The following is a 13,527-nucleotide window of genomic DNA, read 5'->3' on the forward strand; positions in this document are numbered from 1 at the left end:
CGTGTCAGTTCTCCCGGATGACCCCGCACAGCGCTCCGCCTACTGGCCGCTGCCGATCGCTCGAGCGGTTCCGGCCGCAGTGCTGGCCGGCATCATCACGTTCTCCGCCGACCACTCGGCCACTCTGGGCCTCATCTCCTTCGGCGGGTTCGCCCTTGTGACCGGTGTGCTCCTCGCGGTGCTCGCCTGGCGTCGCCTCGGCGGCATGGCGGTACGGCCGTACCTCCTGGCCCAGGGCATCGTGTCGATTGCGCTCGGTGCCCTCGCCCTCGCCCTGCCGCGCGGGGTGCCCTCGCTGTTCCTCGTCGTGACCGTGTGGGCCGCCCTGACGGGCGCGCTCGAGCTCTACAGCGGGCTGCGTGCGCGCCGGCGCCACGTCGCATCCGGGGATCTCCTCACGGTGGGGGCGATCACCGCCGCCGCCGCGATCGTGTTCGTGCTCATCCCGCCCGAGTTCGCCCAGCAGTTCACCGGTCCCGATGGCGTGGAGCGGAAGCTGGACTCGGCGGTCGTCGCTGTCGGGCTGCTCGGAGCCTACGCTGCGATCATTGCGGTGTTCCTCGTCATCGCCGGGCTGTCGGCCAAGTGGGGAACCCAGAAGGCCGCCCCGGCCGCATCCGATGCTGTGAAAGGCAAGTCCACGTGAGCACCACACCTTCCCGCCGCGATCGCTTCCGACCATTGGAGCTGCTGGGCTTCTCCGGTGTGGTCGCGCTCTTCGTCGGTCTCATCGTGCTGATGTCCACCCGGCAGGCCAGCCTGACCTTCATCTTCGCCGGAATCAGCTTCATCGTCACGCTCATGACCCTCGCGATGCTGTCGCTGACATCGAAGCCGACGGGTGAGGAACGCCTCGACATGAGCCAGCAGGACCGCGAGCAGGACCGCCAGCAGGACCGCGGGCACTGAGCCGTCCCCGCAGGATGTGCTGCGGCTGACCGGGCCGCTCGATCGCTCCTGGTCCGCCTGGTTGGTCGGCGGCGCGGCTGGCTCGCACGCCAGCCGCCAACCCCTCAGCTGTCGAGGAATCCGACCATTTTGCTCGCGAGTCCCGCGTATCCTGCCGGCGTGAGGGCGGCCAGCCGGTCCTTGGCGCCGTCGCTGATGTCGAGGGCACGCACAAACTCGACCAGTTCGGCCTGACCGACCCGGCGCCCGCGCGTGAGGTCCTTCAGCAGGGCGTACGGATCGCTGATCGAGCTGGTGCCCGCCGTGATCTCTGCCCGGATGACGGTCTGGATGGCCTCGCCCAGAATCTCCCAGTTGCCGTCGAGGTCCTCGGCGAGGCGGACCTCGTTGACCGCGATCTCACCGAGGCCACGACGGAGGTTGTCGAGCGCGAGGAGCGAATGCCCGAGGGCGACGCCGACGTTGCGCTGTGTCGTCGAGTCGGTCAGGTCGCGCTGGAGTCGCGAGGTCACGAGGGTCGCCGAGAGCGAGTCGAGCAGCGCACTCGACAGCTCGAGGTTCGCCTCGGCATTCTCAAACCGGATCGGATTGATCTTGTGCGGCATGGTCGACGAGCCGGTGGCCCCGGCCTGCGGGATCTGGGTGAAGTAGCCGAGCGAGATGTAGGTCCAGATGTCGGTCGCGAGGTTGTGCAGCACCCGGTTGGCGTGGCTGATTGCCGAGTAGAGCTCCGCCTGCCAGTCGTGCGACTCGATCTGGGTCGTGAGCGGGTTCCAGACGAGACCGAGCGACTCGACGAACTCGCGCGACAGCTCCGGCCAGTCCTGGCTGGAGTCGGCCGCCACATGCGCCGCGAACGTCCCGGTCGCGCCGCTGAATTTGCCCAGGTACTCGGTCTGCTCGATCCGCACGACAATTCGCCGCAGGCGGTGCACGAACACGGCGAACTCCTTGCCGACAGTCGTCGGCGTGGCCGGCTGGCCGTGGGTGTGGGCGAGCATCGGTACAGCGCGGTGCGCGACGGCCCGATCGGTCAGCCCGGCGATCACGGTGTCGAGCGCCGGCATCCACACCTCCCGCACGGCAGACCCGATCGTGAGCGCATAGGCGAGGTTGTTGATGTCTTCACTGGTGCAGGCGAAGTGGGTGAGCTCGGCGACATCCGACAGTCCGAGCTTCTCGAGGCGGGCGCGCACGTAGTACTCGACTGCCTTGACGTCGTGCCGGGTCGTGGCCTCGAGGCTGGCCAGCTCGTCGATATCGGCTTGGCCGAAGTCGTCGACGAGGCTCCGCAGGGAGGCGGCCTGCTCGGCGCTGAGGCGGTGCGCGCCGAACAGCTCACGGTCGGTGAGGAAGATCAGCCACTCGACCTCGACGAGCACGCGGGCGCGGTTCAGTCCCGCCTCGGAAAGGTGCTCGCCGAGGCCGACCACGGCGGTTCGGTAACGTCCGTCGAGCGGGCTGAGGGGCTGTTCTGGCAAAGTCATGGCGTTTCCAATCGGATTCCCGGCTTGATCTGGTCGAGGAGTGCCGAGCTCGCGCGCTCGATCATGTTGAGCACGGAGTCGAACATGGCGGCATCCGCGTAATAGGGGTCCGGAACGTCGACCCGCGGGGCCTGGGCTTTGTCGAATCCCAGGAGCATCTGCACCTTGCCCCGGTCGGACTCACTGCCAGCCCAGGCCTTGAGGATGCGGTCCTGGCTGCGGTCGAAGACGACGACGAGGTCGAGGGAGTCGAACCAGTCGGGGTCGAACTGCCGGGCGCGGTGGTCTCCGGAGACATAGCCCCGGGCGGTCAGCGCCGTGACGGTACGGTCATCGGCGTTCTCGCCGACATGCCAGTCGCCGGTTCCCGCGGACATCACCGAGATGGCGCTGTCGTAACCCTGACGGGCGACGAGGTGACGGAACACGACCTCCGCCATGGGTGAGCGGCAGATGTTGCCGGTGCAGACGAAGCAGATTCTGAAGAGCGCGGACTCGTGGAGGGTCCGGTCGAAGCTCATGGCTCCATTGTGGCCCACTTCGCCGGAGGGAACAGATTCTTCCTCCCCCGCCAGCCTCGGCCGCTTCTCCTCACCGATCTCGTGGCGCGTGGCAGGGCGGGGCCGTGGTGCCGCAGGGTGTCTCGAGAGCCGGTGTCGCCAACGAAAGCCGAGGAGAAAATGCCGCAGGGGTCCGACTCCGATCCGTGGGCGCTATCGGTGATGATCGCAAGCCGGATGCTCGAGGAGCAGGCGGCGGCCCTCGCGGTCATGCGCTCTCGAATAGATCGGGCCCGAGCACTCGCGCCGTCGGGAGTCGAGTCGGAGTGGGCAGGTCCGGCCCGCCGGCTCTACGACGCGGGGCTTGATGAGCTGCACCGCACGATTTCGTCGGCGCAGGCATCCGTGGACGTGGCGCTGGCTGACACCCGCCGGGCGATCGACACACTCGCGGGTCATGTCGGATGACCTGGTGGTGGGCGGCGGTGGATCGATCGCGGTGGCGACGGTCACGCTGTTCGCCCAGGCGCAGCGGCTGGAGCGACTCGAGAGAAACCTCGAGGAGTGCGTGCGCACCCTCGGTGCGATGGATGCCGCAGCGGCGTCCCGACTGCCGGGGACCGCCGACTGTCGGCCGGCGCTCGAGCAGGCGGCGCGAGGAATAGACGACGCCCGCGCGCTCCTCGGTCTGGCTGTCGTGCGCACCGGACACCTCGCGGCCGGGCTGCAGCTGAGCGCCAACGTCTACGGTGCCGGGGAGTCGGCGTTGGCGGCGCTCGGCGAACGGCTCGCGGGAGACTTCGCTGCTGGCCTTGGGTTTCTCGCGGCGCGGTTGGGTCTCGTGCTGGCGCCGGGGCTGCTCGTGGCCAGCTCGAGGGCGGCGCTCGCCTACGCCGTGGCGAGCACCGTCATCCCGGACGCGACTCGGCGGGGCACCGACGCCGCCGAGCGATGGGGGGTGGGGCAGCGGGCGATTCTGAGCGATCCGCGGTTCGTGCAGTTCGCCCGCGTCTCGATCGTGAGTGTGGACGAGTTCGCAGCCGGAGCCGCGGGGCTTCCCCTCCCCGTCGTCCGGATGCTCGGCGACGACGGGATCGGAATTCTTGGCATTGACACCACCGTGGGCGCGGTCGCGGCCGGAGCGTCGGTCGTCGGTGCCCTCCGGGAGACCCCCATCAGGATTGCCCCGGTTGCCCGTGGCACGTCGACGCGGGCCGATGGCTTCGCCGACCGGGCCGCCCGCGTGCCGAGCGGCCGCGCGCAGGTTCGCATCGACCAGTACAGCGCACCGGGGCAGCCCGATCGCTTCGAGGTCTACCTCGGCGGCACAGCCGACTTCTCCCCGACGAGCGGAACGGAACCGTGGGACCTCACCAGCAACATCTCCGCCCTCTCCGGTGAGCCCTCCGGCGCCTACCGGGCGGTGGCCGACGTGTTGAACCACGCGGGCGTCGGGGCGCAGTCGCCGCTCGTCGTCACCGGCTACTCGCAGGGCGGACTCGTGGCTGCCCAGCTCGCGGCATCGGGGGACTACGACGTGCGGGCCCTGTTCACGCTCGGGGCCCCGAGCGGGCAGGTCGACGTGCCGCGGGATGTCCCGTGGGTCGCGGTGGAGCACACCGACGATCTCGTTCCGGCGCTCGGCGGCACGTGGGCGAGAGCGGACCCCGTGCTCGTCCGGCGGGAGGTATTTTCCGACGGTCCTCCCCCGCCCGAGCTCGCCGTACCCGCGCATGCCGCCGAGCACTATCGCGCGACGGCCAAGTTCATCGATGCAGCGAACGAGAGGCGTCTGCTGGCAGCCGGCGCCGAGTTCGACGCGGTCGGCCGCGGGGCCGAGCGGGTCGAGACGACCTGGTACCGGGCGTGGCGCGCGCCGTGACGGGTGGTGCCCGGCGGGCGCCGGCATCCGTCCCGCAGTTCGCTCTGGGCCGGGCCTTCCGGTAAGATAGGCTTGCCTAACCTAAGTATCAGAAAAGGACACCCTCAATGCGCACTCTCCGCCGCGGCCTCATTCTCTCCGCGGGCGTCACCGCCCTCGCCCTGACTGTGGCTGGCTGCGCGCCCGCCAGTGACACCGAACCGGCCGCGCCGAACGATGCGGCGATCGAGAGCGACGGCGAGCTCACCCTCTACGCTGGCCGCGACGAGGCGCTCATCGCACCGCTCATCGAGCAATTCACCGAAGACACCGGCATCGAGGTCAGCGCCCGCTACGGGTCGAGCCCCGAGCTCAACGCTCTCCTGCTCGAGGAGGGCGACAACTCGCCCGCCCAGGTATTCCTCTCGCAGGACGCCGGAGCCCTCGGCTCGCTCGCGAACGCCGACCTCGTGAGCAAGATCCCGGCCGAGTTCGCCGACCTCATCCCAGCCGGGTTCACGTCGGAGGACGACAGCTGGATCGGCGTCACCGGCCGCGCCCGCGTGATCGCCTACGACACAGAGAAGCTCAGCGAGGACGAGATTCCCGATGGCGTCGAAGAGCTGACCGACCCCAAGTGGAGCGGCCGGGTTGGCTTCCCGCCCGGAAACGCGAGCTTCCAGTCGTTCGTCACCGCGCTTCGCGTGCTCGAGGGCGAAGAGGATGCCGAGGCGTGGGTCGAAGGCATCAGCAAGAATTCGCCCGTGCTCACCGAGAAGAACGGCGCGACCCTCGACCTGGTCAACAGCGGCCAGCTCGACCTCGCTCTCATCAACCACTACTACTGGTACGAGGATGCGGCCGAGGTCGGAGCCGACGGGATGCGGGCACAGCTCAAGTTCCTGCCCGGCGACGCCGGCGGCATGGTCAACGTCACGGGCGCGGCGATCCTCGCCGGAGCCGAAGGCGACCCGGACGCACTCGCGTTCATCGAGTACCTCGTCTCCGAGAAGGCGCAGCAGTTCTTCGTCGAGAACACCTACGAGTACCCGCTGCTCCCGGGCGTTGCCGCACCTGAGGGCCTCCCGGAACTGGAGAGCCTCGTCAACCCCCAGCTCGACCTCAGCGACCTCGAATCCCTCGAAATCACTCAGGAGCTGCTCGCACAGTACGGTCTTCTTTAAGGAAGGTCGCGCTGCGCTGTCATTGAACCGGCCGCGCAGCACGACCACCCCCGGCACCGACGCGGCCCGCCGCGCCGCGTGCCCCACCCATCAGCAGGAGTCGGATGCAACAGCGAGTCGATGAACGGGTCGCCGACCTCGGAGTCGAGTCGATCGCGGCCGCGTCGATCGCGGTCGAGCCGATTCGCGAGACGGTCGGGCGACGGCCGCCACGGATGCTGCTGCTACTCGCCCTCGTCGCATGCGCCATCGCATCCATTCCGCTCGTCTACCTCCTCGTTCGAGTCGGATCGAGCGGACTCGAGGATGCCGTAACGGTGCTCGGGCGCCCCCGGGTGCCGCAGCTGCTGCTCAACACCGTGAGCCTCGCGGCAGCGGTCACCGCCACCTGCGTGCTGGTCGGAGTGCCGACCGCGTTCCTGCTCGCCCGCACCCGGCTGCGTTTGCGGGGGATGTGGACGGTGCTCGCCGCGCTCCCGCTCGCGGTTCCCTCCTACCTGGCCGCCTACGGCTGGCTCGCCGCGGTGCCGGGAATGCAGGGATTCGGGGCATCCTGGCTCGTGCTGACCCTCGTCTCGACCCCCTACGTGACCCTGCCGGTGATGGCGGCGCTGCGAGCGGGGACCACGGGACTCGACGACGTCGCCCGCACTCTCGGGCGTAGCGCCTGGCACGCCTTCTGGCTCGGCACGTGGCCGCAGATCCGGCCGGCGACACTCGCGGGAGCGCTGCTCGTGTGCCTCTACGTGCTCTCGGAGTTCGGTGCAGTCGCGCTCTTGCGCTTCCCCGTGTTGACCACGGCGATCCAGCAGGCGTACGGGGCGAGCTTCAACCGCAACTACGCGGCGATTCTCGCGACCGTGCTCGTGCTTCTCGCGATGATCATTGTGATCGCGGAGCAGACGGCGCGCGGTCGTGCCCGCCGCCGGTTCGGGGCCGTGACCGGCGTGGCTCGCCACCGCATCGTCAACCTCGGCCACTGGACCGTACCGTCGATCGCCCTGCTCTCCGTCGTTCCGGCTCTCGCGGTCGGGCTGCCGGTGGCGGTGCTCTTCGCGCGGCTGTTCGAGGCGGAGACGCTGCGGGCGCTCGATCCTGTCGAGCTTGGCCAGGCGATCCTCAATACGCTGGCGCTGTCGATCGGCGGCGCCGTGATCGCGGTGATCCTTGCGCTGCCGATCGGTGCGCTGGCAGCCAGGTACCGTGGCCGGCTCGTGCGCCTGATCGAGTCGCTCGGCTATCTCGCCCTCGGCCTGCCCGGCATCGTGGTGGGACTTTCGCTCGTGTTCTTCTCGCTCTCGGTGATGCCCGCGCTCTACCAGACCGGTTTCGTGCTCGCGTTCGCCTACGGGGTGCTGTTCATGCCCAAGGCGATCGGCGCGATCCGGAGTGCCACGGCCCAGGTGCCCACCTCGCTCGAGGATGTCTCCCGGACACTCGGTTACGGTCAGCTGCAGACCTGGTGGTTCGTCACCGCGCGGCTCGCCCGGCCGGGTATCTTCGCCGGGGCGCTGCTCGTCGCGGTCACAGCGATGAAGGAGCTGCCGGCGACGCTCCTCTTGCGCCCGACCGGAACGGATACCCTCGCGATCGAACTCTGGTCGCGCACCGACGTCTCCGCCTACGGTGCGGCTGCGCCCTACGCGGCCGCGCTCATTCTCGTGGCGGCAGTTCCCGCGTTCCTCCTCTCAGGAGCCGGCCGCGGACGAGTGGACGGGACAGCATCATGAGTCGGCTTTCGATGCGCAACGTCGTCGTCGGTTACGGCGTGGAACCGGTGCTGCGCGGCATCTCCCTCGAAGTCCCGAATGGGTCGCTCGTGGCGATTGTGGGGCCGAGCGGATGCGGCAAGACCACGCTTCTGCGCACGATCGCGGGCCTCATCCGGGCACGGTCCGGCGAGGTGCGGTTGGGTCAGCGGATGGTCACGACACACGGCATCCACCTGGCGCCGGAGAAGCGGAGGATCGGCTGGGTTCCGCAGGACGCGGCGCTCTTCCCGCACCTGACCGTTGCCGAGAACATCGCCTTCGGCCTCGGCGGCGGACGTCGCGCGGCGCGCCGGGCGGCGGGCGAAGAACGGGTGCGCCACCTGCTCTCCATGGTCGGGCTCTCGGCGCTCGCCGATCGGTCGCCGGCGCAGCTGTCCGGAGGCCAGGCGCAGCGCGTGGCGCTCGCTCGAGCTCTCGCGTCGGGGCCAGAGGTCGTGCTGATGGACGAGCCGTTCGGTGCGCTGGACCCTCTTCTTCGTGGCGAGCTGCGCACCGAGGTGCGGGCACTGCTCGCCGCCGAGGGGATGACCGGCATTCTCGTCACACACGACCAGGCCGAGGCACTCTCGATCGCGGACTATGTCGCGGTGATGCGTGATGGCGAAATTCTGCAGTTCGGAACTCCGCCCGAGATATACGATCGGCCCGCGACACCGTGGGTCGCGACGTTCGTCGGGGAATCGGTGTTCCTGCCCGGCCTGTGGCGTTCGGGCTCGGTTGTCGGTGCACTCGGGTCGTTGGAGGCGGAGTGGATGCCGGCGGCCGGCACCCGCGGGAATCCTGCGAACGGTGCTTCCTCGCGTCTAACCCTGGACGAGGGGGCGGATCTGGACGAGGGTGCGGTCGCGCGGGGCGCGCTCGCGTACGACGAGAGCGGAGTGCGGCACGACAGGCAACTCCGGAGCGAGATTCGCCGCTCTGGGGAGACGGCCCCGATGATCGTGTTCCCCGCGGGTGCGGCGGCAGCTGCGGAGGATGTTGGCCCTGGTGCGGCTGGTGCTGGTGCTTGTGCTGGTGCTGGTGGGGCTACCCGTGGAGCGGCGGGTGTTGGAGAGACAGCCTCGAACCGCGCTGTCGCACCGACGCGACCGGGCACTCCGACGCGTGCGGGCGCACCTGCGGGACCGGTCGACGACACCCCAGTCACTGTGCTCGTTCGTCCGGAACAGCTCGAGCTGACGTCGATCGATGGATCGGTGCTTGCCCAAGGACTTCGTGCGACCGTCACGGCGGTGACCTACACAGGCCACGACGCGCTGCTCGAGCTCTCGCTTCAGAGCGGAACGAGCTGCATGGCTCGGGTGGCGGCCTCGGGCCTTCTCCCGGTCGGTGCCGAGGTCACGGTCGAGGTGCGTGGTCGAGTACTGGCATATCCGCGCGCTGGCGACTGATCGGGCTTCGCACTGATCGGGGTTCGCCCTGTGCTTGCTGCGCTGTCCGCGCTGCCTGAGCTGACTAAGCGCGGTTCAGTGCGTGTGCAGGAGCTGATGCTGCAACGGCCGTGCGGCAGCAAGTTCGACGCGTAGGTGAGGGCGTCAACCGCGTCATCCCGGACGGAGATCGCTCGAAAACGGACACTGAAGCGGCGCTTAGCTCCGCCGTCCGTGATCGCCGGTGTGGGATGTGCGTGAAGTCCGGTCCGCGGGCCGTCGATCCACCCTGACGCTGCTCCTAGGGGGTGCGCGAGCAATCGAGGCCAAGCCGGCTGGCACTTCGGTATTCACGTTGATCCTTTCGTCGGGTAATTCGGTCGCGTACTTTCTGTTCTCGTCCGGTTGACCTCGCCGCAGGTTGCGGTCAGCTGGCTTTTTTTCTGGTGATGGTGGTGATGGTGGGTGTTTTGCTGGGGAGTGGGATGAGGGTTTGGGTGGGGTCGATGGTTGTGGGTGGTTGGAGCCAGTAGTTGTTGTTGGTGTTGGTGATTTCCCAGTGGTTGTCGTGGAGGAGGAGGTGGTGTCTGCGGCAGAGGAGGATTCCGTTGTCGATGTTGGTGGGTCCGTTGTCTCTGTCCCAGTGTTTGATGTGGTGGGCTTCGCACCAGGAGGGGGGTCGGTCGCAGGAGGGGAACATGCAGCCTCCGTCGCGGGTGGCGAGGGCGATGCGTTGGCGGGCGGTGAAGTGGCGTTTGGTGTGGCCGACGTTGAGGCATTGGCCGTCGTCGTCGAATAGGACGGGGATGTGTCCGGTGTCGCAGAGGTTGCGCTGGATGGTCTCGATTGAGATCGGGTCGAGGGTTCCCTCGATCCATCCGTGGTCGGCGCTGATCCCGGGCAGCAGCGGCAGCGGGGGTGGCGGGGGTGGCTGGGGTGGGAGTGGTTGCAGGGATTGAGATGGCTGTGGCGTGAGGGCCGGCGATGCCGGGAGCGCGAGCGGGTCGACGTCTGGGGTGCGGTCGCCGGGGACGCTCGCGGTGCTGGTGCTGGTGCTGGTGCTGGTGCTGGTGCTGGCATTGGTGCCGGTTTCGGTCGCCACTCCGGTGCCGGTGCCGGTGCTGGTGCTGGTCGGCGTGCTGACGCGGGTGGCGGCGATGAAGCCGGTGCCGGTGCTCGCGTCGGTGCTTGTGCCAGTGGTGGGTGTGGTGTTGGTGGTGAGGTCTTTTTTGGTGATGATGAGTCGGACGGCGGGGCGGCGGGAGCCGAACATGGTGCCGGGGTCGGCGTCGGTGGCGATGCGGATCATGCCGATCAGGGCGTCGGCGAGGATCTGCTCGTCGGTGCGGGGGTCCTCGACCAGTTTCTGGGCTTTGGCTTTCTCTTCCGGATCGATGAATCGGGGTCCGCCGCGTCGCGGGGAGAGGATCGTGGACAGGGCCGAGTCGAGCAGGGCGCCGTCTTCGGGGTGCAGGTGCCAGATGCCGTGGTGCATGCCGTCAGCGGTGCGCCATTTGCGCACCGCGCGCAGGTCGTACTGCTCCTTCTCCCGCCGGCGGATGCCGTCGCTGTCGAGCTCGTCCCGCAACCGCCGGGCGAGGCGTTGCACCTCGTCCGCACCCAGCACCCGACCGGCGCCGGCACTACCGGGGTTACCGGGGTTACCGGGGTTACCGGGGTTGCTGGGGTTGCTGGGGTTGCTGGGGTTGATGGCGGTGATGAGGTGTTCCGCGGCGGCGGTGAGCTGCTCGGCGGTGACGGCGTCATCGATCCCGCCCAACCCGCGCCGGATTGCTTCGGCTCCATCGAGGGAGAGGAGCCCGGCGGCGACCGCCCGCGCGATTGGCGCCTGCCATACCGGCATCCCGACCGGGAAGCGCGGATCCACAGTCCAGGCCGGGTCGGTGGCTGGCCCCGGGCTGGCCGGGGAGCCCGGATCGGACACCGGCGCACCAGCGGTCGGCGCACCAGCGGTGGGCGTGCCGCCGGTGGCGGTGGGATCGGCGGCGGCGAGGGCTTCGGCGGCTTCGGTCTCGGCGAGCAGGGTGCCGATCTGGACCAGTTTCGCGGCCTCGGCCCTGGTGCTGCCGGAGATCGATTGGATCAACGCCTCCGCGCTGACGAACCCGGCACTGATCGCCAGCCCGGCATGGCCCAGGGCCCGGTCGGAGTGCTTCGCGATCGCCGCCGCGATCCACGCCGCGTAGGTGTCCACCGCTCGACGCAGCGCGCTGACCGAGCGTTGCGCGGCGAACAGGGACGCATCATCCAGGGCCGTGAACTCCCCCGCGCACGCCCCGAGGCCGGCGACGGTGTCGGCCGTGTCGCGGAGGGTGTTCGGGAGCTGTTCCATGCCACAATTCTCCCACTTCGAACACACTTTCGAAGGAGGAAATGGCTGATGGGGATAAGAATCTTCCCACAAGGGCTGTGCAGGAGAGGACCCTGTGCAGGAGAAGACCCTGCGCAGGAGAAGACCCTGTGCAGGAGAAGACCCTGTGCAGGAGAAGACCGGGTCACGACGAGCGGCCAAGAAGACGCGACCGCGGCGAGCTGGCTGTGAGGATCGGCAGCAAGGGGCTGACCGCGATGAGCTGACCGCGGCGAGCCGGCTGTGAGGACCGGTAGCAAGGAGCAGGCCGCAAGCAGCAGGCCGCAAGCAGACGGCCGCAAGCAGACGACCGCGAGGGGCAGGCCGCGAGGAGCGACCGCGAGCAGCCGCACGAGCAGCCGGCCGTGGAGCCGCCGCGGCGTCTAGCGGCGCAACTCGTCACGCCCGACGATGGGGCGCACGATGATGCCGATGATCCAACTGATCAGGGCCAGTACGAGCGCACCGAGCACGCCCCACCAGAATCCATCGACTTCGAGGCCGAAGCCGATCAGCGAACTGATCCACTCGACGAGCAGGAGTAGGAGTCCGTTCACAATCAGCGCGATGAGACCCAGCGTGAGGATGTAGAGAGGGAATGCGACGATGCGAACAAAATTACCGATCACGCTATTCACGATTCCGAAGACCAGGGCGACCATCAAAAACGTGAGCACGCTCGCGGTGGTGTCGCCCGGCTCGTAGGCGACGACCCTCACGCCGGCCACGATGAGTGTGGTGAGCCAGAGGGCGATCGCGTTGATGACGAGCCTGACCAGGAATCTTCTCATCTAGCAATGATGCCCGTGCTCTGGCACCGGTGCAAAAGAGCCGCGCGGGGGTGAGCGCGCAATGCGGCCCCGCAGCGAGCACGCAAAGCCGCCCCGTGGCGTCCACAGCGATGGCGAAGAACCGCACAGGCGCCCACCCTAGAATCGGACGGTGATCTCCCGTGACCGCGACCAGCCCCCGGTTCAACTGCGGCCGGAGATCGTCGCCCTGGCCGCCTACCGACAGGGCAAACCGGCGCCCGACGAGGCCTTCAAGCTCTCATCGAACGAGAACCCGTTCGAGCCGATCGACGCGATCCTCGAGGCGATCGCCGAATCGTCCATCAATCGGTATCCGGATGGCAGCGCGAGCGCCGTGCGCGCCCGCATCGCGCAGCGCCACGGCGTCGATATCGAGTCGGTGCACGTCGGGGCCGGGTCCGTTGCGATTCTGGCCCAGCTGATCCAGGCCGCCGCAGGATCCGGCGACGAGGTCGTCTACGCCTGGCGCTCCTTCGAGGCCTATCCCGGTCTCGTCACGGTGGCGGGTGCGACGAGCGTGACAGTGCCGATCGACGAGTCCGACGGCAGCCACGACCTCGCCGCGATGGCCGCGGCGGTGACTGGGCGCACCCGCCTGATCCTCGTCTGCTCCCCCAACAACCCCACCGGCGCTGCGGTGTCGGCGGATGCGTTCGCGGACTTCATGGGGACCGTGCCGCGCAACGTGCTCGTCGTGCTCGACGAGGCGTACGCGGAATTCGTGACCGACCCCACTGCGGTATCGGGCATCGGCCTCCTCGACGATTACCCGAACCTCGTCGTGCTCCGCACCTTCTCCAAGGCGTATGGACTTGCCGGGCTGAGGTTCGGCTACGCCATCGGCCCGGCCTACGTGCTTGACGCCGCACGCACCGCGGCGATCCCGCTCTCGGTGATCGAGCCCGCGCAGAGGGCGGCGATCGCCGCCCTCGACAACGAGGAGTTCCTGCTCGAGCGGGTCGCGCGCATCTCGGCGCTGCGCGACGAGGTCTGGCGGGCCCTCCTCGAGCAGGGCTGGAGCATCCCGCATCCGCAGGGCAACTTCGTCTGGTTCGCGACCGGCGAGCACACCGCCGCCGCCGCCGAAATCTTCCTCAAGCACGGGATCGTCGTCCGCGCACTTGGCAGCGACGGGCTGCGGGTATCGATCGGAGAGGCCGAATCTGTGGGCAAACTCCTAGCCGCGGCCGAAGAGGTTGTGCAGAACCTACCAACGGCGCATGCCCGGACCGGGCTAGATTAGAACCTTGACGTCGGTCCT

General features: G+C 68.7%; 12 protein-coding genes. 8 read left to right on the plus strand and 4 right to left on the minus strand.

The genetic code is table 11. The features are described 5' to 3' along the window. The first annotated feature begins 1 nt into the window (after position 1). On the plus strand, positions 2–646 hold the full coding sequence (locus BHD05_RS02035) for a hypothetical protein (protein WP_161884943.1): 645 nt from the start codon (positions 2–4) through the stop codon (positions 644–646). Next, positions 643–909, plus strand: coding sequence for a hypothetical protein (locus BHD05_RS02040; RefSeq protein ID WP_161884944.1), 267 nt, complete (start codon positions 643–645; stop codon positions 907–909). The genes BHD05_RS02035 and BHD05_RS02040 overlap by 4 nt, the downstream gene beginning before the upstream one ends. Positions 910–1,013: 104 nt before the next feature. Here the strand turns inward: BHD05_RS02040 and purB are convergent, their stop codons facing one another. Together purB and BHD05_RS02050 are read right to left on the minus strand one after the other, a co-directional pair. Then, positions 1,014–2,396: an adenylosuccinate lyase gene (purB, locus tag BHD05_RS02045; RefSeq protein WP_161884945.1), complete on the minus strand. Its 1,383-nt coding sequence runs from the start codon at positions 2,394–2,396 to the stop codon at positions 1,014–1,016. Continuing rightward, positions 2,393–2,917: a low molecular weight protein-tyrosine-phosphatase gene (locus BHD05_RS02050; protein ID WP_161884946.1), complete on the minus strand. Its 525-nt coding sequence runs from the start codon at positions 2,915–2,917 to the stop codon at positions 2,393–2,395. The genes purB and BHD05_RS02050 overlap by 4 nt, the downstream gene beginning before the upstream one ends. 132 nt (positions 2,918–3,049) lie before the next feature. On the opposite strand from BHD05_RS02050, the gene BHD05_RS02055 reads away from it, so the two are divergent. From BHD05_RS02055 to BHD05_RS02075, 5 genes are all read left to right on the plus strand, one after another. Continuing rightward, a complete protein-coding gene (locus BHD05_RS02055; RefSeq protein WP_161884947.1) occupies positions 3,050–3,364 on the plus strand; it encodes a hypothetical protein in 315 nt (104 codons plus the stop codon). After that, on the plus strand, positions 3,354–4,778 hold the full coding sequence (locus BHD05_RS02060; protein WP_161884948.1) for a hypothetical protein: 1,425 nt from the start codon (positions 3,354–3,356) through the stop codon (positions 4,776–4,778). Before BHD05_RS02055 ends, BHD05_RS02060 begins: the two co-directional genes overlap by 11 nt. Positions 4,779–4,885: 107 nt before the next feature. Then, on the plus strand, positions 4,886–5,941 hold the full coding sequence (locus BHD05_RS02065) for an iron ABC transporter substrate-binding protein (RefSeq protein ID WP_161884949.1): 1,056 nt from the start codon (positions 4,886–4,888) through the stop codon (positions 5,939–5,941). 104 nt (positions 5,942–6,045) lie between these two features. After that, complete coding sequence (locus tag BHD05_RS02070; RefSeq protein WP_202614269.1) at positions 6,046–7,671, plus strand: ABC transporter permease; 1,626 nt, start codon at positions 6,046–6,048, stop codon at positions 7,669–7,671. Next, a complete protein-coding gene (locus BHD05_RS02075; protein WP_161884950.1) occupies positions 7,668–9,104 on the plus strand; it encodes an ABC transporter ATP-binding protein in 1,437 nt (478 codons plus the stop codon). The genes BHD05_RS02070 and BHD05_RS02075 overlap by 4 nt, the downstream gene beginning before the upstream one ends. A 406-nt stretch (positions 9,105–9,510) precedes the next feature. On the opposite strand, the gene BHD05_RS02080 is transcribed toward BHD05_RS02075, so the two are convergent. Next, positions 9,511–11,436, minus strand: coding sequence for an HNH endonuclease signature motif containing protein (locus tag BHD05_RS02080; RefSeq protein WP_161884951.1), 1,926 nt, complete (start codon positions 11,434–11,436; stop codon positions 9,511–9,513). 401 nt (positions 11,437–11,837) lie between these two features. After that, entirely contained in the window at positions 11,838–12,245 is a 408-nt protein-coding gene (locus BHD05_RS02085; protein ID WP_161884952.1) for a phage holin family protein, read from the minus strand. A 151-nt stretch (positions 12,246–12,396) separates the two neighbouring features. Between BHD05_RS02085 and BHD05_RS02090 the strand changes: the two genes are divergently transcribed. After that, entirely contained in the window at positions 12,397–13,509 is a 1,113-nt protein-coding gene (locus BHD05_RS02090; protein ID WP_236966616.1) for a histidinol-phosphate transaminase, read from the plus strand. Positions 13,510–13,527 lie beyond the last annotated feature (18 nt).

It is taken from the genome of Marisediminicola antarctica (genome assembly GCF_009930795.1).
Lineage (GTDB): Bacteria > Actinomycetota > Actinomycetes > Actinomycetales > Microbacteriaceae > Marisediminicola > Marisediminicola antarctica.